The 24,086-nt window shown below is 72.4% G+C and carries 19 protein-coding genes; 12 read left to right on the top strand and 7 right to left on the bottom strand.

The window, feature by feature from the left end; genetic code table 11:
- Positions 1 to 55 precede the first annotated feature (55 nt).
- The 3 genes from fdhF to FGW31_RS34860 form a co-directional block, all read right to left on the bottom strand.
- A complete protein-coding gene (fdhF, locus tag FGW31_RS01195) occupies positions 56 to 2,743 on the bottom strand; it encodes a formate dehydrogenase subunit alpha (protein ID WP_233452319.1) in 2,688 nt (895 codons plus the stop codon).
- Positions 2,740 to 4,425 carry an NAD(P)H-dependent oxidoreductase subunit E gene (locus FGW31_RS01190; protein WP_142191380.1) on the bottom strand — a complete coding sequence of 562 codons (1,686 nt, stop codon included), beginning with the start codon at positions 4,423 to 4,425 and terminating at the stop codon, positions 2,740 to 2,742. The genes fdhF and FGW31_RS01190 overlap by 4 nt, the downstream gene beginning before the upstream one ends.
- A gap of 294 nt (positions 4,426 to 4,719) precedes the next feature.
- Positions 4,720 to 5,298: an NAD(P)H-dependent oxidoreductase gene (locus tag FGW31_RS34860; RefSeq protein ID WP_161174893.1), complete on the bottom strand. Its 579-nt coding sequence runs from the start codon at positions 5,296 to 5,298 to the stop codon at positions 4,720 to 4,722.
- 481 nt (positions 5,299 to 5,779) lie between these two features.
- On the opposite strand from FGW31_RS34860, the gene FGW31_RS01180 reads away from it, so the two are divergent.
- From FGW31_RS01180 to FGW31_RS01175, 3 genes are all read left to right on the top strand, one after another.
- Positions 5,780 to 8,476 (top strand): bifunctional acetate--CoA ligase family protein/GNAT family N-acetyltransferase, encoded by a 2,697-nt coding sequence (locus tag FGW31_RS01180; protein WP_142191378.1) that lies wholly within the window; start codon positions 5,780 to 5,782, stop codon positions 8,474 to 8,476.
- A gap of 117 nt (positions 8,477 to 8,593) precedes the next feature.
- Positions 8,594 to 8,725 (top strand): hypothetical protein, encoded by a 132-nt coding sequence (locus tag FGW31_RS35420; RefSeq protein ID WP_308432266.1) that lies wholly within the window; start codon positions 8,594 to 8,596, stop codon positions 8,723 to 8,725.
- Positions 8,726 to 8,741: 16 nt separating this feature from the next.
- Complete coding sequence (locus tag FGW31_RS01175; protein WP_142191377.1) at positions 8,742 to 9,239, top strand: flavodoxin domain-containing protein; 498 nt, start codon at positions 8,742 to 8,744, stop codon at positions 9,237 to 9,239.
- A 191-nt stretch (positions 9,240 to 9,430) separates the two neighbouring features.
- Here the strand turns inward: FGW31_RS01175 and FGW31_RS35900 are convergent, their stop codons facing one another.
- From FGW31_RS35900 to FGW31_RS01155, 3 genes are all read right to left on the bottom strand, one after another.
- Positions 9,431 to 9,556: a hypothetical protein gene (locus FGW31_RS35900; protein ID WP_259396479.1), complete on the bottom strand. Its 126-nt coding sequence runs from the start codon at positions 9,554 to 9,556 to the stop codon at positions 9,431 to 9,433.
- 366 nt (positions 9,557 to 9,922) lie between these two features.
- Positions 9,923 to 12,646, bottom strand: a complete 2,724-nt coding sequence (locus FGW31_RS01160; RefSeq protein WP_233452317.1) for a cation-translocating P-type ATPase — start codon at positions 12,644 to 12,646, stop codon at positions 9,923 to 9,925.
- 2 nt (positions 12,647 to 12,648) lie between these two features.
- Positions 12,649 to 13,530 (bottom strand): universal stress protein, encoded by an 882-nt coding sequence (locus FGW31_RS01155; RefSeq protein ID WP_233452315.1) that lies wholly within the window; start codon positions 13,528 to 13,530, stop codon positions 12,649 to 12,651.
- Between the two features lie 284 nt (positions 13,531 to 13,814).
- On the opposite strand from FGW31_RS01155, the gene FGW31_RS01150 reads away from it, so the two are divergent.
- Positions 13,815 to 14,294: a cation:proton antiporter regulatory subunit gene (locus FGW31_RS01150; protein WP_085575897.1), complete on the top strand. Its 480-nt coding sequence runs from the start codon at positions 13,815 to 13,817 to the stop codon at positions 14,292 to 14,294.
- A gap of 3 nt (positions 14,295 to 14,297) precedes the next feature.
- Positions 14,298 to 15,542 carry a cation:proton antiporter gene (locus tag FGW31_RS01145; protein WP_142191376.1) on the top strand — a complete coding sequence of 415 codons (1,245 nt, stop codon included), beginning with the start codon at positions 14,298 to 14,300 and terminating at the stop codon, positions 15,540 to 15,542.
- Here FGW31_RS01145 and FGW31_RS01140 read toward each other — a convergent pair.
- Positions 15,472 to 16,359, bottom strand: coding sequence for a universal stress protein (locus FGW31_RS01140; RefSeq protein WP_142191375.1), 888 nt, complete (start codon positions 16,357 to 16,359; stop codon positions 15,472 to 15,474). The two genes, FGW31_RS01145 and FGW31_RS01140, sit on opposite strands and share 71 nt — an antisense overlap.
- A 344-nt stretch (positions 16,360 to 16,703) precedes the next feature.
- On the opposite strand from FGW31_RS01140, the gene FGW31_RS01135 reads away from it, so the two are divergent.
- The 7 genes from FGW31_RS01135 to FGW31_RS01110 all read left to right on the top strand — a co-directional run bounded on the left by FGW31_RS01135 (position 16,704) and on the right by FGW31_RS01110 (position 24,084).
- Positions 16,704 to 18,170, top strand: a complete 1,467-nt coding sequence (locus FGW31_RS01135; protein WP_142191374.1) for an APC family permease — start codon at positions 16,704 to 16,706, stop codon at positions 18,168 to 18,170.
- Positions 18,171 to 18,203: 33 nt separating this feature from the next.
- The gene (locus FGW31_RS01130) at positions 18,204 to 19,418 is read left to right on the top strand and encodes an arginine deiminase (RefSeq protein ID WP_142191373.1); all 1,215 of its coding nucleotides are present in this window, start codon (positions 18,204 to 18,206) and stop codon (positions 19,416 to 19,418) included.
- A 23-nt stretch (positions 19,419 to 19,441) separates the two neighbouring features.
- Positions 19,442 to 20,443 (top strand): ornithine carbamoyltransferase, encoded by a 1,002-nt coding sequence (argF, locus tag FGW31_RS34855; protein ID WP_182674793.1) that lies wholly within the window; start codon positions 19,442 to 19,444, stop codon positions 20,441 to 20,443.
- A gap of 3 nt (positions 20,444 to 20,446) precedes the next feature.
- Positions 20,447 to 21,370 (top strand): carbamate kinase, encoded by a 924-nt coding sequence (locus FGW31_RS34850; RefSeq protein ID WP_182674795.1) that lies wholly within the window; start codon positions 20,447 to 20,449, stop codon positions 21,368 to 21,370.
- A gap of 125 nt (positions 21,371 to 21,495) precedes the next feature.
- Positions 21,496 to 22,416 (top strand): universal stress protein, encoded by a 921-nt coding sequence (locus FGW31_RS01120; protein WP_142191372.1) that lies wholly within the window; start codon positions 21,496 to 21,498, stop codon positions 22,414 to 22,416.
- Positions 22,417 to 22,677: 261 nt separating this feature from the next.
- Positions 22,678 to 23,307 (top strand): hypothetical protein, encoded by a 630-nt coding sequence (locus tag FGW31_RS01115; protein WP_185907415.1) that lies wholly within the window; start codon positions 22,678 to 22,680, stop codon positions 23,305 to 23,307.
- 297 nt (positions 23,308 to 23,604) lie between these two features.
- Positions 23,605 to 24,084, top strand: a complete 480-nt coding sequence (locus FGW31_RS01110) for a cation:proton antiporter regulatory subunit (protein ID WP_142191370.1) — start codon at positions 23,605 to 23,607, stop codon at positions 24,082 to 24,084.
- Positions 24,085 to 24,086: the final 2 nt, after the last annotated feature.

Genomic DNA, 24,086 nt, shown 5'->3' with positions numbered 1-24,086 from the left:
CCAGGTCGGCGAGAACTTGCGCATAAAGGGATATTTTGCAGTGCGGGTGTCCTTCTCACGGCGCGGCCACGCGGACTGCCGTGACCTTGTACTCGGGGCAGGACGTGACGGTGTCCGCGATGTCGGAAGTGAGTCGGTTCACCCCGCTCGTGGGGAAGTGGAAGGAGCAGAAGACCTGCCCGGGGGCCGTCTGCTCACCGACGCGGACGACGAGCCGGGCCCGTCCGTGCCGGCTTTCCACCGTGACGTCCTGGCCGTCCCGCAGGCCGTACCGGCCGGCGTCGTCGGAGTGGAGATCCAGGAAGTCGACAGGATCGAGCGCCAGGTTGCCGCCGCGCCGCGTCATGCTTCCGGAGTTGTAGTGCGCCCAGCGCCGCCCGGTGACCAGGACCAGCGGATAGTCGTCGTCGGGTTGTTCGCCGGGCGGGAGGTAGGGGGCGGCGGCCAGGTGGGCCCGCCCGTCCGGTGTGGCGAAGCGCTCCGAGTACAGCTTGGCCTCTCCGGGGCCGTGGGGGGAGCGGCAGGGCCATGGCACGGAGCCTTCCCGGTCCAGGCGGTCGTGGGAGAGTCCGGCGAAGACGGGCGCGAGCCGACCGCATTCGGCTAGGGCGTCGGCGGGAGTCGGGCAGCCCAGAGCGGCTCCCATGGCCTCGGCGACGGCCCGCAGGATGTCGAAGTCGGTTCGGGCCTGCCCCGGCGGGGGCACGGCGGGGCGCACGCGCTGGAACCGGCGGTCGAAGTTGACGAAGGTGCCGTCCTTCTCCAGCCAGGACGCGGCGGGCAGGACGACATCGGCGTGCCGGGCGGTCTCGGACAGGAACAGCTCGTTGCAGACGACGAACGGACAGGCGTCCAGGGCCCGGGCCACCTGGTCGGCGTCGGGGTCGGTCGCGCAGACGTCCTCGCCGACGATCCACAGCGCCCGCAGCTCCCCGGCTCGCGCGGCGGCGAACATGCCCGGGATCCGAAGCCCGGGCCGCGCCGGGACGGGCACGCCCCAGACGTCCGCGGCCCGCGAGCGGACGGCGGCGTCGGTGACCTTGCCGTATCCGGGCAGGAGGTCCGGCAGGGCGCCCATGTCGGAGGCGCCCTGCACGTTGTTCTGGCCGCGCAGCGGGTTGACCCCGTAGCCGCGGTCGGTGCCCACGGCGCCGCGCAGGATCGCCAGGTTGGCCAGGGACCGCACCCCGTCGGTGCCGTGGAGGTGCTCGGTCACGCCCAGGCCGTAGACGATGGCCGGCCGCCCGGCCCCGCCGTAGAGGCGGGCGGCGGCGACCAGGTCCGCGGCGGGTACACCGGTGAGGTCCGCGACCCGGTCGGGCGGGTAGTCGGCCAGCAGTTCGGTGAGTTCGGGCAGCCCGGTGGCGCGTTCGCGCAGGAACTCCTCGTCGGTCAGCCCTTCGGTGAGCAGGACGTGGGCGAGCCCGTGGAAGAGCGCCACGTTGGTGCCGGGACGCGGACGCAGATGCACGTCGGCGTGCAGGGCGAGGCCCACGGCCCGTGGATCGGCGACGACCAGCCGGGCTCCGCGGAGAACCTGCCTCAGCAGCCGGGCTCCGACCACCGGGTGGGCCTCGACGGGATTGGCCCCGACCACCAGCAGGCAGTCGGCCCGCTCCACGTCGTCGAAGGTGTCGGTGCCGCCGGAGAGCCCGAAGGAAGCGGTGAGGCCGGCGGCGGAGGGGGAATGGCAGAGGCGGGAGCAGTTGTCGACGTTGTTGGTGCCGATGACGACCCGCATGAACTTCTGTACGAGGTAGTTCTCCTCGTTGGTGGCGCGGGCCGAGGAGATCGCCGCCACGGCGTCCGGGCCGCCCGCGTCGACGGCGGCCCGCAGTCCCCGGGCGACGTGGGCCAGCGCCTCGTCCCAGCCGGCCGGCTCCAGCACGCCGTCGCGTCGCAGCAGGGGCCGGGTGAGCCGTTCCGGGGAGGTGCGGAATCCGTGGGAGAAGCGACCCTTCACGCACGCGTGGCCTCGGTTGACCGAGCCGTCCCGGGCGGGCAGCACCGCCGTGACCTCACCGTCCCGTGTGACCACGTCGAGGGCGCAGCCCACACCGCAGTAGCCGCACGTGGTGCGCGTTTGGCCCTCCGCCGGGTGGAACGCCGAGGTGAGCCCACGCGCCGGTCCAGGCTGGCTGATCGCCCCCGTGGGACAGGTGTCCACGCAGCCGCCGCAGGCCACGCAGTCCGACTCGATCCAGGGCCCGCCGGTACCCGGGGCCACGACCGTATCACCGCCCCGGCCGACCAGGGTGAGCGCGAAGGTGCCCTGCACCTCGGAGCACATCCGCACGCACCGGCCGCACGCGATGCACAGGTCCCGATCCAGGTGGACATACGGATGGGAGTCGTCCACGCCCCGGCCTCCGGCGCCCTGTGCCGCCTCGGGGCCGATGCCCAGCGACCGGCAGACGTGCGCCAGTTCGCCGGGACCGCCGTCGGCGAGGGCCCGGGGCGGCAGTGCGGAGACGATGACCTCCACCGCGTCCCGGCGCAGCCGCACGACGTCGTCGCTCCCGGTGTCCACGCGCATGCCGGGGGAGGCCGGAGTGACACAGGCCGCCACGATGCGCCCCCCGGCCCTCACGAGACACGTACGGCACGACCCGGCGGGACTGAGCCGGTCGTCGGAGCAGAGTGAGGGCAGCTCGACACCGGCCGCCCGCACCGCCGTGAGCAGGGACGACCCGTCGGGTACCGCAACGCCGGTGCCGTCGATCTCGATCATGAATCCGTTCATGGCCCCCATCCCGCCGGCCGGTTCCCGTAGGCGCGGGCGAGGCTGTGCACGGCGGGCGGAATCCGCCGCCCGAAGGCACACAGGCTCGCCTCGGTGAGGAGCCGCGACAGCCGCTCCCACTCCTGGTCCGGCGGGGCACCGGCCAGGGCCCACTCCAGACCGAGCTGCGAGCCGACGCGGCAGGGCGAACATGCGCCGCAGCTCTCGGCCGCGGCGAACTCCCATACGTGACGCAGCACGTCCTCCGGTGCCACGCGTTCGTCGAAGGCGACGAGCCCGGCGTGCCCGAGGGCGGCGCCCCGGGCTGACAGTCCCGCCTCCGACAGCGGCACGTCCAGCGCGTCGGCGGCGAGGAAGCCGCCCAGCGGTCCGCCGACCTGGAGCGCCGTCAGCACGGCTCCGTCCTTCGGACCGCCTCCCAGCTCGGTGACGATCCGCCGCACCGGCGTGCCGAGCTCGACCTCGTAGCAGCCCGGCCGGGCGAACCGCTCCGAGAGGCAGACCAGCTTGGTTCCCGTCTCGTCGGACGTACCGCGCCGGGCGTACTGCCGGCCGCCGCGCCGGACGATCCAGGGGACGGCCGCCAGGGTCTCGACGTTGTTGACCACGGTCGGCGCGTCCCACAGGCCGTGCTCGGTCGGGTACGGCGGGCGGGGCCGGGCGCATCCGCGGCCGCCCTCCAGCCCCGCGATGAGCGCGGTCTCCTCACCGGCGACGTAGGAGCCGGCGCCCTGGACGACGTGGATGTCCAGGGAGGTGGCCGTCCCGTGCACCGACGGTCCGAGGTGCCCGCCCTCGTACGCCCGGCGCACCGCTTCCCGCATCCGCGCCAGTGCGGCCGGGTATTCGGAGCGCACCAGCACCACGCCCCGGCGGGCCCCGCACGCGAAGCAGGCCAGGGCCAGACCCTCCAGGACGCGCCCCGGGTCGGCCTCCATCAGCAGCCTGTCGGCGTACGAACCCGGATCGCCCTCGTCCCCGTTGGCGACCACCACGGTCCCGGGGGCGCGGCCCGCCGCCTCCCATTTCGCCGCCACGCGGAATCCGGCACCGCCGCGTCCCCGGAGCCCGGACGCCGCCACCTCACGCCGGACCTCTTCCGGAGTGCCGGACGACACCGTCCCCGGCCACACCTGCCACGTCGGCTCACCGGAGAGCACGCCGCCCAGCAGGACCGGGTCACCGGTGTCGTCGACCGCCGGGATCCCCGGCGCCCGCGGCGGCTCCCGTCCCGCGAGCTGAGCCGGGAGGGTCGCCCCGGTACACGGTGTGTCGCCGTCGAGCGCGGCGGGCCCCGCATAGCAGTAGCCCAGGCAGCGGACGGTCTGCACCGACACGTCACCGCGGGGCGAGGCGGTGTGCGCGGCGACGCCCAGTACGCGCTCCACCTCCGCGAGGTGCCCTCCGCCCTCTGCGGCGAAGCACGCCGTCGCGGTGCACACCCGCACATGACGGTCGCCGTGCGGGGCGGAGAGGTCCGCGTAGTAACTGGCGGGTCCCAGCGCGGCGGCAGCAGGCAGGCCGGTACGGGAGGCAACAGCCGGCGCCCAGCTCTCGGGGCTGTCCGATGTTCCGGCCCTGGCCTCGGCCAGGGACTCGATCAGCCTGTCTCCCGGCCGCCCACGCCGGTCCGCCAGCGCCCGGAAGGCGTCGAAGGTGCGAGCGGATCGGATGAACGCCATGCATTCATCGTGGGGGAGGGTGTACCGGACCGCAGCCTGAGCGGCCGACACGGGCGGGCAGCGGCATCGAAGGCCCCGACGACAGGAGCTGGAGCGTCAGGACCGAGGTCGCAGCCCGGACCACGTCGCCGGAGCCCGAAAGTGTTTCGTGCCCGTGGCCCGGACCGGCTGATCCCTCGTGAGCGAGAGGAGGCAGGCCGCTGTGACCAGCATCGACCACCGCATCGCCCCCCTTCCCCCAGGGAGTGCCACCGGGATTCCGTCCGGAGGAAGACGCTGTATCGACGGCGTTCCCTAGCGGCCTGCGAGCCCCAGCTCGCGGACCTTCCTCAGCCACCGCTCACGCCGTTTCCGGTTCGCCGACTGCATATTGGCCAGAAGGGTGCGCCGGACTGGGCGGAATCCGCAGTGGCGCAGAAAGGCCCGGCGCATGTTCCGCCAGAACAGATCCTCGCGCGCCAGGAGCGCCACGGCTTGCGGGGAGTTCTGCGTATAGATCACTCGTGCCGAGCGCCCCTTCAGGAGCTTGCGGATGTACGGCGGCCGCTTCAGGTACTCCACTCCGACGCCCGGCAGGAAGACCCGATCGATGAATCCCTTCAGCAGCGCCGGGACGTGCCACCACCAGCAGGGGGTCACGATCACGAAGTGCTCGCACCAGCGGACGGCGTCCCGCGCATCGACGAGATCGGGTTCCAGCGTCTGCGGGTGGGTGAAACCTCCGTGGAGGACCGGATCGAAGCGCATGTCCCTGACACAGAGCAGTCGGACCTCGTGCCCGCCCGCCCTGGCGCCCTCCACGTAGGCGTGCGCCAGGGCGGCACAGTAGCTGCCGGCATCCGGATGGCCGTCGATGACGAGAACGCGCCGCACCCTTGCTCCCGATAAAATGGAGGGCCCCGTAGGGGGACTTACCACGCCCCGAACCGACAACCCCGCTCGCGGGGCAGAGTCGCCCGTCAGGAGGTACCTCGTACCGGCCCGACAACTTCTCGATGAGGCCGCCTCCAGGTTGCCGACGGTTGTGCGGTGAGGCGGTGGTGAGGACGGTGGCGGCGGTGCTGATGGTGCCGAGCCCGCCCGGTCGCCGTGGTGCCGCACCAAGACGCCTGACCGCATGCCGACCGGCAACGGGCGCCGCACCGCCTCCGGGCGTGGGGCTCCGTCATGTCCGACCCTCGCGCACGCAGGGTCGAGCACGCGCACGGGCCGAAGCACATACCCCCGGCGCCTTGGGCCGACCGGCACGGACTCGGGCCGACCGGCCCCGTCCTCACCCCGGACAGCCCATGGGATTCCCGCTCGATCGGCCGGATGCTCGATATGACAGACAGGTTGCGTGAGGAGTTCCGTGATGACGCAGCACGACGTGACCGACCGGCCCCCCGTCCACGCCCTGCTCGCGGACGGCACCACCGTCTGCATCCGTCCGGTCCGGCCCGGCGATCACGAGCAGATCCAGGGGCTGTACGAGGAGATGTCCCCGGAGAACCTGCGGCTGAGGTTCTTCTCCCCTTGCCGTGGCTCGGCCCGACTCTCCGCGGACAGGGTCTGCGGACCGGTCGGCCCCGGCTGCCGCGCGCTGCTCGCCGAGACGCAGGGCCGGGTGGTCGGCGTCGGCGAGTACGAGTCCGGCGACGAGAAGGACACGGCCGAGGTCGCCATAGCCGTCGCCGACGGACTGCACCACCGCGGTGTGGGTACGCTGATCATCGAGCACCTCGTCTCCGCCGCCCGCGCCGACGGGATCACGGCCTTCACCGCCGACGCGCTCAGCGAGAACCATGAGGTTCTGAAACTCTTCGCCGACCTCGGTCTGCGCACCGAGCGCCACTTCGAGGGGCCGGAGGTGCGCTGCACCGTCATCCTCGACCAGAGCGACGCGTACCTCACGGCGGTCGAGGAACGCGGCCGGACCGCCGACGTCGCCAGTCTGCGGCCCTTGCTGCGGCCGAGGACCGTGGCGGTCGTCGGTGCCGGACGCACACCCGGCTCGGTCGGCCGGGCGATCCTGCACCAGCTGCACTCGGGTGGCTACACCGGCCGTCTGTTCGCGGTGAACCCCGGCGCCACCGCCATCCTGGGCGTGCCGTCGTACCCCTCGGTCCCCTCCCTGCCCAGGACGCCCGACCTCGCCGTGATCGCCACGCCCGCCCACGCGGTTCCCGTGGTCGCCGAGGAGTGCGGAAGGGCAGGCGTACGGGCCCTGGTGGTGGTCTCCGCGGGCCTCGACAGCGGCCACGCCCAGGCGCTCCTGACCGCCTGCCGCACCTACGGCATGCGACTCGTCGGCCCCAACTGCCTCGGCATCTCCAACACCGACCCGGATCTGGGCCTCGACGCCACGTTCGCCGCAGGCCATCCGCATCCCGGCACCGCGGGGGTCGCCGTGCAGTCCGGCGGTGTCGGCATCGCGCTGCTGGAGGGGCTGTCCCGGCTCGCTATCGGTGTCTCCTCCTTCGCCTCCCTGGGCGACAAGTACGACATCAGCGGCAACGACATGCTCCAGTGGTGGGAGAGCGACGGTCGCACGGATCTCGCGCTGCTGCATCTGGAGTCCTTCGGTAACCCGCGCGCCTTCTCCCGCACCGCCCGGCGGGTGACCCGTCGGATGCCGGTGCTGACCGTGGACGCCGGCCGCACCGAGGCGGGCCGGAAGGCCGCCGCCTCGCACACAGCGGCCGCTGCCACCCGCACCATGACGCGCGGCGCGCTGTTCACCCAGGCCGGCATCACCGCCACCCGCTCGGTCGGTGAACTTCTCGAAACGGCTGCCCTGTTGCACGCACAGCCCCTTCCCGCGGGATCCCGTGTCGCGATCGTCACCAACGCGGGCGGAGCAGGAGTCCTCGCGGCCGACGCCTGCGCCGAGGCCGGACTCGCCCTCCCCGCGCCCGCTCCGGGGCTGATCGACGACCTGCTCGCCGTCCTCCCCGAGGGCGCCGGCGTCGGCAACCCCGTCGACGCCACCGCCGCTGTCACGGAACAGCAGCTCACGGAGTGCGTGGAACGGATCATGCGGTACGACGGAATCGACGCCGTCCTCGTGGCGCTGGTCCCCACGGCGGTCGCCGCGGCGACCGGCGACGACCTCGTGCGGGCCGTCACCGGCGCTGCCGGCCGGAGGCCGAAGCCGGTGGCCGTGGTACGCCTCGAACAGGGGCTGTCCGTCGAGCTGCTGCCCGCCGCCGAAGGCGGCAGCGTCCCCTCGTACGCCGAAGCGCAGTCCGCCGCACGGGCGTTGGCCCACGCCGCACACCGCGCGGCATGGCTGGCCCGGCCCGCCGGGACAATGCCCCACCTCGACGGCGTGGAGACGGAGCGGGCCCGCACCCTCGTCGCGGACCACCTCGCCGCCCACCCCGACGACGCCTGGCTCGACCCCCGCACCTGCGCCGGACTGCTGACCTGCTACGGCATCCCGCAGATCCCGTGGGCCTGGGCCGGGACCGAGGACGAGGCCGTGATGGCCGCCGACCGGCTGCGCGGCGTGGACGGCCGGGTGGTCATGAAGGCGCACTGGCCCGGACTCGTGCACAAGAGCGAACAGCGCGCCGTCCGCCTCGACCTGCGCGGCGACCAGCAGATCCGGTCCGCGTTCCGCGACCTCAGGACCCGGTTCGCCGGGCTCATGACCGGTGTCGTCCTGCAACCCCTCGCCGCCCGCGGCACCGAGCTGTTCGCCGGTGTCGTCCAGGACCAGGTCTTCGGACCGCTCGTGCTGTTCGGGCTCGGCGGTACGGCCACCGAGGTCCTCGCCGACCACGCCGCTCGCCTCGCCCCTCTCACCGACCACGACGTACACGACCTGATGACCTCCCCGCGCTGCGCTCCGCTGCTGTTTGGCGCACGCGGCGGCGGCGCCGTCGATCTCGGCGGCCTGGAACAGCTGCTGCTGCGGCTGTCCCGCATGGCGGCGGACCTGCCGCAGCTCGCCGAGGCCGACTTCAACCCGGTTCTTGCGACACCGGACGGCGTCACCGTGCTCGACGCGCGGATCCGCCTGGTGCCGTGCAGACCTCAGGACCCCTATCTGCGTCGGCTCCGCTGAGAGCCAGTGGCTGATCACTGACGGAAGGAGCGGACATGATGCACCACAAGGTCGGCTCGGTTCGTCACGCTCACCAGGCACACGGAACGCAGGAGCGAGAAGGAGATCGCCCTGGCGATGGCCGGCCGGATCGACGGTGTGGTCGGAGTCGTCGACCACCTCGCTCACCGACTGGACGACACGCGTCTGCGCGGCAACGAGCCGCAGGCGCCGCACGGCGTGGCCGACGACTGGCTGCGCCGGATGTGAGAGGAGGTGCACCGCCATGACCGGCACCGTGTTGGTCACCTACGGAAGCACGAACGGATCCACCGCGCAGATCGCCGAGAGCATCGCCGAGGTCCTGCGCAAGGACGGGCTCACGGTGGACGTCGTGCCGGCCCGGTCCGTTGACAGCGTGGCGCCGTACGAGGCCGTCGTGGCCGGCGCCGGACTGTACGCCGGACGCTGGCAGAAGGACGCCCGCCGGTTCCTGCGACGGCATCGCCGTGCCTTGGCCGAACGTCCCCTGTGGCTGTTCAGCAGCGGTCCGCTGGACGCGTCGGCCTCGGAGCGCGACATCCCGCCCGTTCCCGGCGTGAAGAGGGCCATGGTCGCACTCGACGCCCGGGACCACGTCACCCTCGGCGGATGCCTGGAGGAGGGCGCCAAGGGCTGGGTCGCCCGGATGATCCTGCGTAACGGAAAGGGGGGCGACTTCCGTGACTTCGCCGCGATCGAGACGTGGGCGGCGCGGGTCGCCGACGAGATGAGGCACATGTGAGGAGCTGGTACGGCTCCTTGCCGAGACCCCGGTGCCCGGCACCGGGGTCGTCCTCTTCGTTGGTCCGGAAGCCATTCGACTTCCTCATCGGACGGTGTGACGAGCGCGTCGCCCGAGCCCGCACGACTCCGGGCATCGCAAAGGAGTGCCAGGAGCGTGCCCGTCAAGATGAGCGCGGTCCACCACGGGTGCTAGGCCATCGCGCCCCACACATCCACGGTGAGCCGCTCCCACGGCGTCTCGCCGATAGCGAGCGCGGGAACCGCGTATAGCAGAACCTTCAGGAACGGGCCGGGAGAACCGTCTTCGTCGAACACTATGCCCCCTGACGCGATGGACGGTGATCGGTGGGCTTGCTGACAGGCGGCGCGAGCGGGCCGCGGCCGTGCGGGCACGCGCCGCTGGCCCCCGGCTCCTGCCGAAGCAGCCCGTACGAGTCGGGCAGACCGCGCCAGGGGATCGCGGTGCGGTCCGGGTGGAGGACGGTGTTCGTGATGAGCCGCAGGCCGTGCACGGGCGGGCGGCCGATCCCAGGGCGTCCCGGCGGCGCCGGGACCGCTGGGTGGACAGCACGGGTTCGATCAGCTCCCAGCGGTCGTCGGACAGGTCGCCGGGGTGGCCGTTGCGCGGGTTCGTGCTTCGGCTCCTCCTCCAGGCAGGTGGTGACCGCGTCGGCCGTCCGTTCAGTTCTCGAGGCGGCTCACCCCGCCCGCGTCACGTGTGGTGCCGTGCCGTGAGTGCACGGAGCGCCAGGCGTGTTCTGCCAGGAGCACGCCGGAGGCGGTGAGCAGGCAGACGGTCCATTGGGCGGCGCTGAGGGCGACGGTGTCGAAGACGTCTTGGGCGAACGGGGCCTGGACGGCGGTGATCTGGAGGACGAGCACTGCCGCCAGGCAGATCCAGAGGGTGCGGTTGTGCAGCTGGTGGCGCCCCAGGACGGGGCCGTCCTCGCTGCGAACGGCCAGGGCGTTGAAGAGCTGGAACAGTACGAACGTGGTGAACGCCATCGTGGTCGCTGTCGCGGTGTCGTCGGTGAGGGCGCGGGCGGCGGCGAAGACGGCCACGGTGCCGGCGGCCATGACCGCGCCGGAGCGGGTGACGGCGATCAGGCGTCGGCCGTTGAGGATGCGTTCGCCGGGCGGGCGGGGCGGACGCCGCATCACGTTGCCCCGGGGCGGGTCGATGCCGAGCGCCATGGCGGGCGGTCCGTCCATGATGATGTTGACCCACAGCAGCTGGATCGCCGACATGGGGGCGGGCAGTCCGGCCAGCACGGTGGCGAGCAGGGTGAGGATGGCGCCGATGTTGGTGGACAACTGGAAGCGGACGAAGGTGACGATGTTGTCGTAGAGGGAACGGCCCTCCCGGACCGCGCGGACGATGGTGGAGAAGTCGTCGTCCGTGAGCACCATGTCGGCGGCTTCCTTGGCGACATCGGTGCCGGTGACGCCCATGGCGACGCCGATGTGGGCGGCGCGCAGGGCGGCCGCGTCGTTGACGCCGTCGCCGGTCATGGCCACGATGTGCCCGCGCCGGGAGAGGGCGCGGACGATGGTGACCTTGTGCTCGGGGGCGACGCGGGCGAAGACCCCGATGTCCTCGACGCGGTCCGCGAGGTCCTGCTCGCTCATCCGGGCCAGCTCGGCACCGGTGACGACGTCGCCGGTGATGCCCAGCTCGCGGGCGATGGCGGTGGCGGTGTCCGCATGGTCCCCAGTGATCATCTTCACGGTGACGCCGGCGGCCTGGGCGAGGGCGACGGCGTCGCGCGCCTGGGGACGCGGTGGGTCGGTGATGCCCGCGACAGCGGTGAGCGTCAGTCCGGCCACCTGATCGGCATCGAGCCGTTCGCTCACGACGGTGGCGGCACCGAGGACGCGCAGGCCCTCACCGCCCATGCGCCGCGCGATGTCGAGAACCTCGCGGCGGCGCTCCGCGGTGAGGGGAGCGGGACCCCGGTCGGTCATCAGGTGGGTGCACCGGTCCAGCAGGACGTCGACCGCGCCCTTGGCGTGCACGTGGACGGATCCGTGGGGGCCCGGGTGGAAGGTGGCCATGTACTTCGCGGCGGGGTCGAAGGGGATCTCACCGACGCGCGGAGTCCGGGTGTGCAGCTCGGTGTCGAGGCCCGCCTTGGCGGCGAGGACGAGCAGGGCGGCCTCGGTGGGGTCGCCGATCACGCCCTCGGCACCGAGCCGGGCGTCGCTGCACACGGCGAAGGGCAGCACGGCGTCCCGAAGGTCAGGGACGGGCCGCCCATCGGCCGCGCGGACGGTCCCGGCGGTGTCGTAGCCCTCACCGGTCACGTCGTACCGGCGTCCGGCGACCCACAGGGCCCGGGTGGTCATCTCGTTCATCGTCAGCGTGCCGGTCTTGTCGCTGCACACCACGGTCGCCGAGCCGAGTGCCTCCACGGACGCCAGACGCTTGACGATGGCGCCGCGGCGGGCCATGCGGTGGACGCCCAGGGCGAGGGTGAGCGCGAGGACGGCGGGCAGCCCTTCGGGAATGGCCGCGACGGCCAACGCGACGGCCCGCAGCGCGAGGTCGGCGAGCGGTTCCCCACGAACGAGCGCCACGAGCGCGTAGGCGCTCACGGCGGCCCCGCTGACGAGCGCGAGCCGTCGGCCGAGACTGTCCATCTGGATCTGCAGCGGACTGGGCGCGTCGCCACCGGTGCGCAGTTCCTCGGCGATCGCGCCGACCGCGGTGTGCATGCCGGTGGCGGTGACGATCATCTCGGCACGGCCCCGGGTCAGCACCGTGTTCATGAAGAGCATGGCGGTGCGCTCGGCGACGGGCACTTCACCGTCGCCTTCCCCGACGGTGGGCGCGGTCGTCTTCGCGACCGGGTGCGACTCGCCGGTCAGCGCGGCCTCGGCGGACTCGACGGACTCCGCGACCGTCAGCCGCCCGTCGGCCGGTACGCGGTCGCCGGCTTCCAGCAGGACGATGTCACCCGGTACGAGGGTGCCGGCCGGAACGTTCAGTACCCGGCCGTCGCGGCGTACCCGGGCGATGGGGACGAGCATGCGGTGCAGCGCTTCCAGGCTGCGCTCGGCGCGGCGTTCCTGCGCATAGCCGATGGTGGCGTTGACGAACAGGACGACGGTGATGACGACCGCGTCCTTGATCTCACCGATGACGCCGGCGACGACGGCGGCGGCGAGCAGGATGCCGATCAGCCAGCTGCGGAACTGGTCCAGCAGGCGTAGCCACTGAGGCCTGCGGGCCGGTTCGGCCAGCTCGTTGGCTCCGTGGTCGGCGGCCCGCCGTTCGGCTTCGGCCGTGGTCAGGCCCGTGGCCGGGGCGACGCCGAGCAGGTCCGCCACCTCGGCGGCCTCCCGCCCGTAGGCGTCCTCGCAGTGGAGAGAGGGCGGGGCGGGCACTGCGGTCCGCTGGGACACGGTCACTCCTTGCCGCGGACGACGGTGACGGGGCAGTGGGCGTGGTGCAGCAGCGCCTGGCTGACCGATCCCAGGAGCAGGCCGGTGAAGCCGCCGCTGCCCCGGGCTCCGACCACCACCAGCTGGGCCTCCCGGCTGGCGTCGATCAGCGCGTTGCGGATCCGGGACCGCATCAGGCGCCGCTCGACGGTGACTTGCGGGTAGGTCTTCTGCCAGGCGGCCACGGTCCGGTCGAGGAGCCGCTGTTCGGCCTCCTGCAGCCGGTCGGCGTCCGCCACCACCGCGGTCAGCGGATCGCCGGGCCCCTCGTAGGCGCGTTCGCTCCAGGTGTTCCACGCGTGCAGTGCCACGAGCGGGACGCCGCGCAGCGCGGCCTCGGCGAACGCGAACTCCACCGCCGGCTCCCCGGCCGGGGAGCCGTCCACGGCGAGCAGCACCGGTCCGGCCGGGTCCGGGCGGCCGCGCACCACCATCAGCGGGCCGTGGCCGTGCGCGGCCAGGTGCACCGCCGTCGAGCCGAGCAGCAGCCCGGAGAAGCCCGTCAGGCCGCGACTGCCGACCACCGTCAGCGCCGCCGACCGCGACTCGATCTCCAGGACCTCGATCGCGTCACCGGTCACCACCGAGCGAGTGATCTCGACGCCCGGCGCGGCCGTGCGCGCCCGTTCCTCCGCCCGGGCCAGTTGTCCGTGCACCAACGGCTCCAGGCCGTGATCGGCCGGACTCCACGGCGCCGCGCCGGACGGCAGATGCGCGGACGGGCGGCCGATGGCGTGGACGATGCGCAGCGATGTGCTGCGCAGGCGGGCCTCGCGGGCCGCGACATCGACCGCGGTGAGGCTCGACGCCGAACCGTCCACCCCCACGATCACCGGATCACTCACTGGGCTCTCCCTCTTCGGGAGGCCGCGGACGCGGCCCCTCGGTTCCACCCTCCAGCAGGGCGATCACCCCGGCCAGGGTCCGACAGGGCCAGGACCTGGGCCACTCGGCCCTGACCCGGCCCGCCGACAGGCCAGGAGACCGTGTTCCCCCGGACGGACCACGCCGGGGCGCCCGTACTCGGGTGACCTGTCGCGCGTGCCGAAGAAACCGAGTACGGCGGGGCCACGGGGCGCGGTCCCGCCCGCACGGATCCGGACCCGACACGGCCGACAGGGTGAGAGGCATGGACGTCAGCGAGGTGCTGCTGCCCGGCGTGGGGCTGCGCTACGAGTTCGTCAACCACGAGGGCGACCGGGTGGGCGTCGTCGCCCAGCGCTCGGGGGAGTTCGAGCTGGTCGTCTACCCGGGCGACGATCCCGACGAGGCCCACCCGGTGCTCAGACTGACGAGCGAGGAGGCCGACGCCCTCGCCGAGATCCTCGGTGCCCCGCGCATCGCGGAGCGTTTCGCCGACCTGACGCGCGAGGTGCCCGGACTGAGCGCGGGGCAGGTCGAGGTCCGGTCCGACAGTCCGTTCGCCGGACGGATGCTCGGGGACACGCGGGCCCGGACGCGCACCGGTGCGTCGATCGTGGCGGTCGTCCGGGGCGAGGACGTCATCGCCTCACCCGGCCCCGTCCAGCCCTTGGAAGCAGGAGACGTGCTCGTCGTCATCGGGACCCGCGAGGGCATCGCCGGCGTCCAGCGCATCATCCAGGGCTGAGCGGTGCACATTCCCGTCGCCCTGCTGCTGGAGCTGGGGATCATCCTGACCGCGCTCAGCCTGCTCGGCGCGGTCGCCCGGCGCTTCGCCCTGTCACCCGTACCGCTGTACCTGGTGGCGGGTCTCGCCCTGGGCGATGGCGGACTCGCCCCGGTGCCGGCCGCCCGCGAGTTCGTGGACACCGGCGCGGCGATCGGTGTGATCCTCCTGCTGCTGACGCTCGGTCTGGACTTCACGGTGCGGGAGTTCACCGCCAGCCTCGGCCGGCACCGGTCCTCCGCCGTCGTCGACCTCGTCCTCAACGCCGCGCCCGGTGCCGGGGCGGGCCTGCTGCTCGGACTGGACGCGGCGGGCGTCCTGGCGCTGGCGGGCGCCACCTACGTCTCCTCCTCGGGCATCGTCGCCCGCCTCCTCGGTGACCTGCGCAGACTCGGAAACCGAGAGACTCCGGCGGTGTTGTCGGTACTGGTGCTGGAGGACTTCGCCATGGCCGCCTACCTGCCGCTGCTGGTCGTCGTCACCGCCGGTGGTACCTGGGCGCAGGCGCTCACGGCGGTCCTGGCCGCCACGGCCGTCGTGGTCGCGGCGATCGTCGCATCCGGCCGCTGGGGCCACCACGTCGGCCGCGTCGTGTCCCACGCGGACGCCGAGCAGGTGCTGCTCAGGCTGCTCGGGGTCACGCTGATCGTCGCCGCGCTGGCGGAGGTCGTCCATGTCTCGGCCGCCGTCGGGGCCTTCCTGGTCGGCCTCGCGCTGACGGGCGCCGCCGCCGACCGGGCCCGGACCGTCCTCGGCCCGTTGCGCGATCTGTTCGCGGCGGTGTTCTTCCTGGCACTCGGTATGTCCGTGGCCCCCGGGGACCTCCTGCCGGAGCTGCCTGCCGCACTGGCTCTGGCCGTGGTCACGGCCGCGACCAAGGTGGCCACCGGATGGTATGCCGCCCGCCGCGAGGGGGCGGGCCGACGCGGCCGGCTGCGGGCCGGGACGGCGCTCATCGCGCGCGGAGAGTTCTCGGTCGTCATCCTCGGGCTCGCCGCCCCGACGCAGGACCGGCTCGGAGCCGTCGTCACCACCTACGTGATGCTCCTGGCCGTGTTCGGCCCCCTCCTCACGCGTCTCGCGCCCGCCCGCCCGGCACCGCCCCGAAAGACGCGGCCGGGCGGTGGGCGAGGCGTGCTCAGTGAGAACCGTCCGCTCCCCGCACCACCGTCACCGGACAGTGCGCGTGGTGCAGGAGGCTCTGGCTGACCGACCCCAGCAGCAGACCCGCGAAGCCGCCCCGGCCCCGGGCGCCTACCACCATCAGCTGAGCGGAGCGGCTCGCCTCGATCAGCGTCTCGCGCGGGCCGCCGTGCACCGTCCTGTGCTCCACCACCACGTCGGGACAGCGCTCCCGATGACCGGCGAGCGCTTCGGCCAGCAGCCGCTCCTCGGCCCGGGCCAGCGCACCCGGAGGGTTCGCGTCCGGCGCCGACGGGTCCTGCGGTGAGGGCAGCGGGGCGTTCCAGTTCGTGTAGGCGTGCAGCGCCACAAGGGGCGCCTTGCGCAGCGCGGCCTCGGCGAAGGCGAACTCCACCGCCCTGTCGCCCGCGGTGGAGCCGTCGACGGCCACCACCACCGGACCGGCGTCCTGCGGCTGCTCGCGCACCACCAGCACCGGGCACCGGCCGTGCGCCGCCAGGTGGACCGCCGTCGAGCCCACCAGCAGGCCGACGAACCCGCCCATCCCGCGGGAGCCGACCACGACCAGCTCGGCGGCACGGGACTGGGCCTCCAGCACGGTCAGCGGTTCACCGGTCACCACGACGTGACTGACGTCGACGTCCGGCGCCGTCGCACGCGCCCGTTCCACCGCCTCGGCCACCAGACGGTCGACCATGCCGCGCAGACCGCCCTCCGGCGGGCCCATCGGCGACGGTCCCAGCGGCACGTGCATCGCGGGCCACATCCACGCGTGCACCACGCGCAGCGCCGCCCCGCGCAGTCGGGCCTCCCGTGCCGCCGTCTCCACCGCCGTCAGACTCGACGCCGATCCGTCCACGCCGACGACCACCACACCGCTCACCGTGCCTCCTCGTCCGGGCCTTCTGTTTCCACGGCCAGCCTCCCCCGGGACACCGTCCGCCGGCATGGGCCGGGGAGGCCACGTCCGGGGGCCGTCCGGCTCATCCCACAGGCCCGGAAGATGTGCGACCACCGGCGGTGTCCCGTACGGCCGTTGCCGCCACGCGGACGACGGTTCCGCCCGACGACGCCGGGCCGAACGGACACATGCGGCCGGGACCAACGGGCCCAACACGGGACGTGCGGCCGTTCACCCTGATCGGCCCCAACCAGAAAGATCAGTGACGAACGATCCCGTTCCCAGCGTTCCGCGGCGCTCCCGCGCCCAGCCCAAGGAGCACAGCCATGTCCTCGACCAAACGGAGCAGCGGCAGAGCAGGGCCCTCGGCGGCGCTCGGTCTGCCCGCCACCTCCGCCCTGGTGATCGGCAGCATCATCGGCACAGGCGTCTTCGCGCTCCCGTCGGCCCTGGCACCCTACGGACCCATCTCGCTCGTCGCGTTCGTCGTCGTCACCCTGGGCGCGCTGGCGCTGGCCGGCACGTTCGGGGCGCTGTCCAAGCGGACACCGGCCAGTGGCGGACCGTATGTCTACGCCCGGGAGACGTTCGGGGAGTTCGCCGGATTCCTCAACGCCTGGTCGTACTGGATCACCGCCTGGGCAGGAAACGCGGCGATCGCGGTGGCCTGGGTCGGCTACGTCGAGGTGTTCGTCAACACCGGCCACCGGACCTGGATCTCCGTACTCATCGCGCTCACAGGGCTGTGGATACCCGCCGCCGTCAACCTCACCGGAGTCCGCAACACCGGCGCCTTCCAGGTGGTCACCATCGTCCTGAAGTTCGTGCCGCTGCTCTTCATGGCGACCCTCGGGCTGCTGTTCGTCGATCCGGACAACTTCGGCGCCTTCAACGCCAGTGGCGGCTCCGCGCTAGGCGCGATCTCCGCCGCCGGAGCCATCGCCCTGTTCAGCTACCTCGGCCTGGAGGCCGCCTCCGTGGTCGCGAGCCGGGTCCGCGAGCCCGCCCGCAACGTGCCGCGCGCCACCGTGTACGGCACGCTCGCCTGCGCCGTCATCTACCTCCTCGGCACCCTCGCCGTGTTCGGCACCGTCTCCCATGGTGAACTCCTGACGTCCTCCGCGCCGTTCACCGACGCCGCGAACAACATCATGGGTGGCACCTGGGCCGGTGACGCCGTCGCCGTGGCCGCCATCGTCTCCGGCATCGGTGCCCTGAACGGCTGGACCATGCTGTGCGCGGAGATGCCCTACGCGGCAGCCCGCGACGGACTCTTCCCCGCAGCCTTCGCGAGGCTGCGCGGCGACAAGGACGTCCCGGTGTTCGGCATCGTGGCCTCGACCGTGCTGGCCTCACTGATCACCGTCTTCAGCTACACCCGCTTCGACGACGTCTTCACCAGGATCGTGCTGCTGAGCGTGCTGACCGCGGTGATCCCCTACCTGTTCTCCGCCGCCGCCCAGCTGTACTGGCTTCTGGTGCACGGCCGCGCACGCCTGGACCGGCGGGCACTGGCCCGGGACGCCACCGTCGCGGTGCTCGCCATGGGCTTCTCCTACTGGTCAATCCAGGGCAGCGGCTACCAGACCGTCTACTACGGGCTCTTCGTCCTGCTCCTCGGCCTCCCGGTCTACGTCTGGCTCAAGCGCGACGACGACGTGTCCGCGCGGCCCGGGCCGGCCGGGTCCGCGGCGCCTGACGCGCGTGCCCCCGAGACGCCGCAGAGCCCGTCCGGACGGCGGGCCGTCATCCCCCGCAGCCGCGGCAGGGCTCCCCTGCGCCACCACGACTGACCGACCGCGGCCCATCCCACCGAAGGACATCCCGTGAACACCTTCCACGTCGACTCCGAGACCGGCCGCCTCCGCCAGGTGATCCTTCACCGTCCGGGCCTGGAGCTGTCCCGCCTGACCCCGCGCAACGTCGACGCGCTCCTCTTCGACGACATCCTGTGGGCCAAGCGGGCCCGCGAGGAGCACGACGCCTTCGCCCAGGTCCTGCGCGACCACGGGGCACGCGTGCACTACTTCGCCGATCTGCTGGCGCACACCCTCGACGTCCCCGGGGCGCGGGACTGGCTGCTGGACCGGATCGTCACCCCGGCCACCGTAGGTTCCGCCCTGACCGACCCGGTCCGCGCCTTCTGCTCCGATCTGGACGGCGAGACCCTCGCCGGGTACCTCATCGGCGGACTGCTCAAGAACGACCTCCCGCTCACCGCTCCGCACAGTCTGATGTGGAACGCGTTGGGCACCGAGGAATTCGCCCTGGCACCCCTGCCCAACCACCTTTTCCCGAGGGACAACTCCTGCTGGATCTACGACCGGCTGTCGGTCAACCCCATGGCCAAGCCCGCCCGGCGGCGCGAGAGCCTGCACGCCGAGGCCGTCTACCGGTTCCACCCGATGTTCGCCGGGGCCGCTCCGGCACCGCTCCTCGACGGACCGGTGGGCACCCTGGAGGGCGGAGACGTCCATGTCGTCGGCAACGGCGCCGTGATGGTCGGCATGGGGGAGCGGACCACCGCGCAGGCCGTGGAGAACCTTGCCGCCCGCCTCTTCGCCGAGCACACCGCCAGTCGGCTGATCGCGGTCCAACTACCGTCCGAGCGGGCCTACATGCACCTCGACACGGTGCTGACCATGGTGGACCGGGACACCTTCGTCCTCTACCCGGGTCTCGCCGACTCCCTGCGCTCGTGGACCCTGATGCCCAGTGGACGGCACGAGGCCGGCTTCGCCGTCACTCCGAACTCCGACCTGGCCACCGCGCTGGCCGAAGCGCTCGAACTCGACAAGGTGCGCATGCTGTCCGCGCCGCAGGACCTCCGCAACGCCGAGCGCGAACAGTGGGACGACGGCAGCAACTTCCTGGCGCTGTCCCCCGGGGTGGTCGTCGGCTACGAGCGCAACGTCACCACCAACACCTACCTGCGCAAGCAGGGCATCGAGATCGTCACCATCGCCGGTGCCGAACTCGGCCGCGGCCGGGGCGGACCGCGCTGCATGAGCTGCCCGATCGAACGCGACCCCGTCACCTGACCGCACCACTGCGAGGAACCGTCATGACCGTCGACCTGCGAGGCCGCTCCTACCTGAGCGAACTCAACTTCACCGCCGAACAGATCCACCACCTCCTCGACCTCACCGAAGAACTGAAGAAAGCCAGGCGCGCCGGCACCGAACGGCCCCGCCTGACCGGAAAGCACCTGGCCCTGGTCTTCGAGAAGACCTCCACCCGCACCCGCTGCGCCTTCGAGGCCGCCGCCGCCGACCAGGGCGCCGCCACCACCTACCTTGGTCCCGGCGACACCCATGTCGGCACCAAGGAGTCCGTCGCCGACACCGCCCGCGTCCTCGGCCGCATGTTCGACGGCATCGAATACCGGGGTTCCGCCCAGTCGACCGTCACCGACCTCGCCGCCCACGCGGGCGTGCCCGTGTACAACGGACTGACCGACACCGCACATCCGACCCAGAGCCTGTGCGACGTCTTCACCATGCGCGAGCACAGCCCGAAACCACTGGCGGAGATCAGCTACTGCTACCTCGGGGACGCCCGCAACAACATGGGCAACTCCCTGCTGTCCATGGGAGCCCTGCTCGGTATGGACGTACGGATCGCCGCCCCCGGAGCACTGTGGCCCGAACCCGGCCTCGTCGCGGCCTGCCGCTCCCTCGCCGCCCGCAGCGGGGCCCGCATCACCCTGACCCAGGACGTGGAGGAAGCCGTCCACCGCGCCGACTTCCTCCACACCGACGTATGGGTGTCCATGGGGGAGCCGGCGGAGACCTGGCGGGAGCGCGTCGAGTTGCTGCTGCCCTACCGCGTCGACGACAGGACGATGGCGGCCACCGGCAACCCGGACGCCAGGTTCATGCACTGCCTGCCGTCACTCCACGACCGCAGCACCCGTCTGGGCAGGCAACTCTTCGACACCTACGGACTGGACGGCCTCGAAGTCACCGACGACGTCTTCTCCTCGCCCGCCTCCCTTGTCTTCGACCAGGCCGAGAACCGGCTGCACACCATCAAGGCCGTACTCGTCGCCACCCTGGAGGACTGAACCATGCGCATCGTCGTCGCCCTCGGCGGCAACGCCCTGCTGCACCGGGGCGAACGCCCCGACGCCGCGGTGCAGCAGGCCAACATCGACAGGGCCGTCACCGCCCTCGCCGCACTCGCCCGTGACAACGAACTCGTCATCACGCACGGCAACGGCCCCCAGATCGGCCTACTGGCCGTCGAAAGCGCCGCCGATCCCGCCCTGTCCACTCCCTACCCGCTGGACGTCCTGGGTGCTCAGACGCAGGGCATGATCGGGTCGTTGCTCGCGCGGGCACTGCGCGCCGCCCTCCCCGGACGGCAGGTCGCCGCGCTCGTCACCCACACCGTGGTCCGTGCGGGCGACCCGGCCTTCGCGCGGCCCACCAAGTTCGTCGGCCAGGTCTACTCACGGGAGGTGGCGCACGTCCTCGCCCGCAAGCGCGGCTGGCACATCGCCAAGGACACCACGGGATGGCGCCGCGTCGTCCCGTCCCCAGCGCCCGAGGCCATCGTGGAGACGGACACCGTCCACGCACTGCTGAGCAGCGGCACACTGGTCGTCTGCGCCGGCGGCGGAGGCGTCCCCGTCACGGCCGATCACGACACCGGGGCGCTGACCGGAGTCGAAGCCGTCGTCGACAAGGACTTCACCGCCGCTCTCCTGGCCGAGGAACTCAAGGCCGATCTCCTGCTCATCCTCACTGACGTCCCGAACGTGTACGCCGACTTCGGCACGCCTCGCCAGCAGCCCGTGCTCGACGTGACCCCCGCGCAACTTCGGGACAGCGCCTTCCCCGAGGGTTCGATGAAGCCCAAGGCCGAGGCCGCTGCCCGGTTCGTGGAACGGACCGGTGGCCTGGCCGCGATCGGAGCCCTCGACGCCGCGTACGCCATCGCCCACGGAACATCGGGGACGCTCGTACGACCCGAACTCCCCATCGGATGACAAGCAGCAGGCGGCGCACCGGAGAGTCGGATTCCGGGACGGTCGGCTCCTGGCCAAGGACCAGTGGCCCCTGCTGTCACCGCCTGACGGGACCAAGACTCGAAGCAGCCTGAAGGAGGATTTCCATGACCCGCACCATCACCGTCGGACTGGACGGCTCGCCGGCGAGCCTGGCTGCCGCGGACTGGGCCGCGCACGAGGCACAGCTCAGGGACCTGCCTCTGAGGCTCGTGACCGCGTGGGAGTGGCAAGCCCCTGCCTTCGCACCTGCGACCGGAATCGGCGTGCCGGTGCCGCCGAGCGACCTCCAGCGGGCATCGGCACAGCACCTGCTGGCCCAGGCGCGCTCCCGCGTCGGCGAGACCCGCCCCGGGCTGCGGATCGACACGGACGAGATCCCCGGTCTGCCCGTCCCGGCTCTGCTGAAGGCCGCCGAGGAAGCCGAGCTGCTGGTACTGGGCTCCCGCGGACTGGGCAAGGCGGCGGGATACCTGCTCGGTTCCGTCTCCCATGCCGTCCTGGCCTCGTGCGAGCGGCCCGTCGTCCTCGTCCGTGCTGCCGAGCACGGCGAAGGAGAGGCGACGCCGGAGACCTCGGCACGCGAGGTCTCCGCCGTCTCCGGCCACCGTGACGTCGTCCTGGGCCTGGACCTGCACAAGCCCAATGACGCGGTGATCGACTTCGCGTTCGACGCGGCTTCACGGCGCGCCGCACGCCTACGGATCATTCACGGCTGGACGCTGCCGCCCTACTACTACGGCGGCGCGCTCATGCCCGACCTGAACGACGGCATGGTCAAGCAGGTACGGAGCGAACTGTCCGACGTCCTGCGACCGTGGCAGGACAGGTACCCCGCCGTGAAGGTTCACGCGCAGGCCACGATCGGTAGTGCCGGGCGCCACCTGGTCGACGCCTCCTACGACGCCGCCCTCGTGGTGGTGGGCAGGCAGAACCGTCGGGCGGCGGTCGGCGCTCATATCGGGCCGGTGACCCAGGCACTGCTGCATCATGCCGTCGCTCCGGTGGCGGTGATCTCGCACGACTGACCGAGAAGGACTGCCCAGGCCAGCGAACGCAACGAGGGAGACCTCCCCCTGTCCGATCCTCAGCCCGCCTGTACGCGATGCGTGAGACCCCGCCGCGTACAGGCGGGCTGTTTCATCGCCGGGGGTGGCCGAAGGGCCCTGTGGACTGGGGCTGTTGAGTCCCTTGGGTGTGGGCCTTCGGCGTCGGATGCGCGGTGGGGGGGGCCGGGAGAGTGAGTGGTGTCAGGAGCCAGCCGGATCTTCCCTGAAGGAGGCACTGTCATGGCCGTGCACCAGTCCACGCACCGCAGTTCGGGTTTCCATCTGCCGTCGTTCCGCAGCCCCCGCGCCGTTTCCGCGCCGGAGACGGCTGTGTCGGTGGAGGCCGGCACGCTCCCCGCACGGGCCTACGTCTTCGCCTCGGCGCGGGTGCGGATGGGGTTCGTCTTCCTGTGGGCGTTCCTCGACAAGACGTTCGGGTTCGGCTACGCCACCGCGTCCGGCAAGGGCTGGGTCGACGGGGGTTCGCCCACGGAGGGTTTCCTGGGGCACGTCGCGGTCGGTCCGATGGAGTCGACGTTCCACGCGTGGGCCGGGGCGGCGTGGACGGACTGGCTGTTCATGCTGGGGCTGCTGGGGATCGGGCTGGCCCTGACCGCGGGGGGGGCGCTGCGTCTGGCGGCGCTGGCGGGGACGGGGATGAAGGCGTTGATGTGGGTGGCGGAGTGGCCGCCGGCCAAGCACCTGTCGGACGGGTCGGCGAGCATGTCGACGAACCCGTTCGCCGACTACCACGTGGTGTACGCGGTGGTGCTGATCGCGCTGGCCGCGGTCTCGGCCGGTGACGCGCTGGGGCTGGGCCGGTGGGGGGCCCGGCTCCCGATCGTCCGCGACCACGCGTGGCTGCGCTGAACACGACAGGTCGGGCGGGCCCCCCCAAGGACCCGCCCCACCAGCACGTCCGCGGGCCTACCGGTGTGCCGCGCGGGCCGTCCCCCGTCGGCCGGCGCGTGATGACGAGCAGAGCGTCGAGGGCCCCGGGCACGCACCAGAGCAGGATCTTGGTCCGTCTGGAAGGGAGGCTGGGTGAGCGCGCCCGGTCTCCCTCAGCACGTGCCACGGAGCCTCTGGACGGCTACGGCGGGTCGACGCGGGTGGTCGCCGATGAGCGGACAGAACAGATGAGTCACAGCGAGGAAGGTAACGCGTATGGACGTCAACGAGGTGCTGCTGCCCGGAGTGGGACTGCGCTACGAGTTCGTGAACCACGAGGGCCACCGGATCGGTGTCGTCGCCCAGCGCTCGGGGGAGTTCGAGTTGGTGGTCTACCCGCGGGACGACCCCGACGAGGCCCATCCGGTGCTGCGGCTCACCGGGGGCGAAGCGGACGCTCTCGCCGAGATCCTCGGCGCCCCGCGCATCGCCGAGCGTTTCGCCGACTTGACGCGCGAGGTCCCCGGCTTGGACGCCGGACGAGTGGAGGTCGGCCCCGGCAGCCCGTGCGCCGGACGGCCACTGGGCGAAACCCGGGCCCGGACCCGTACCGGCGCGTCGATCGTGGCCGTGGTCCGAGGTGAGGACGTCATCGCCTCACCCGGGCCTGCCCAGCGCCTGCACGTCGGAGACGTGCTGGTCGTCATCGGCACGCGTGAGGGCATCACCGGCGTGCAACGCATCATCCAAGGCTGAGC

It is taken from the genome of Streptomyces calvus (assembly GCF_006782915.1).
Taxonomy (GTDB): Bacteria; Actinomycetota; Actinomycetes; order Streptomycetales; family Streptomycetaceae; genus Streptomyces; species Streptomyces calvus.
Note: the sequence above shows the minus strand (reverse complement) of the source record. Positions and strands in the feature narration are given on the sequence as shown.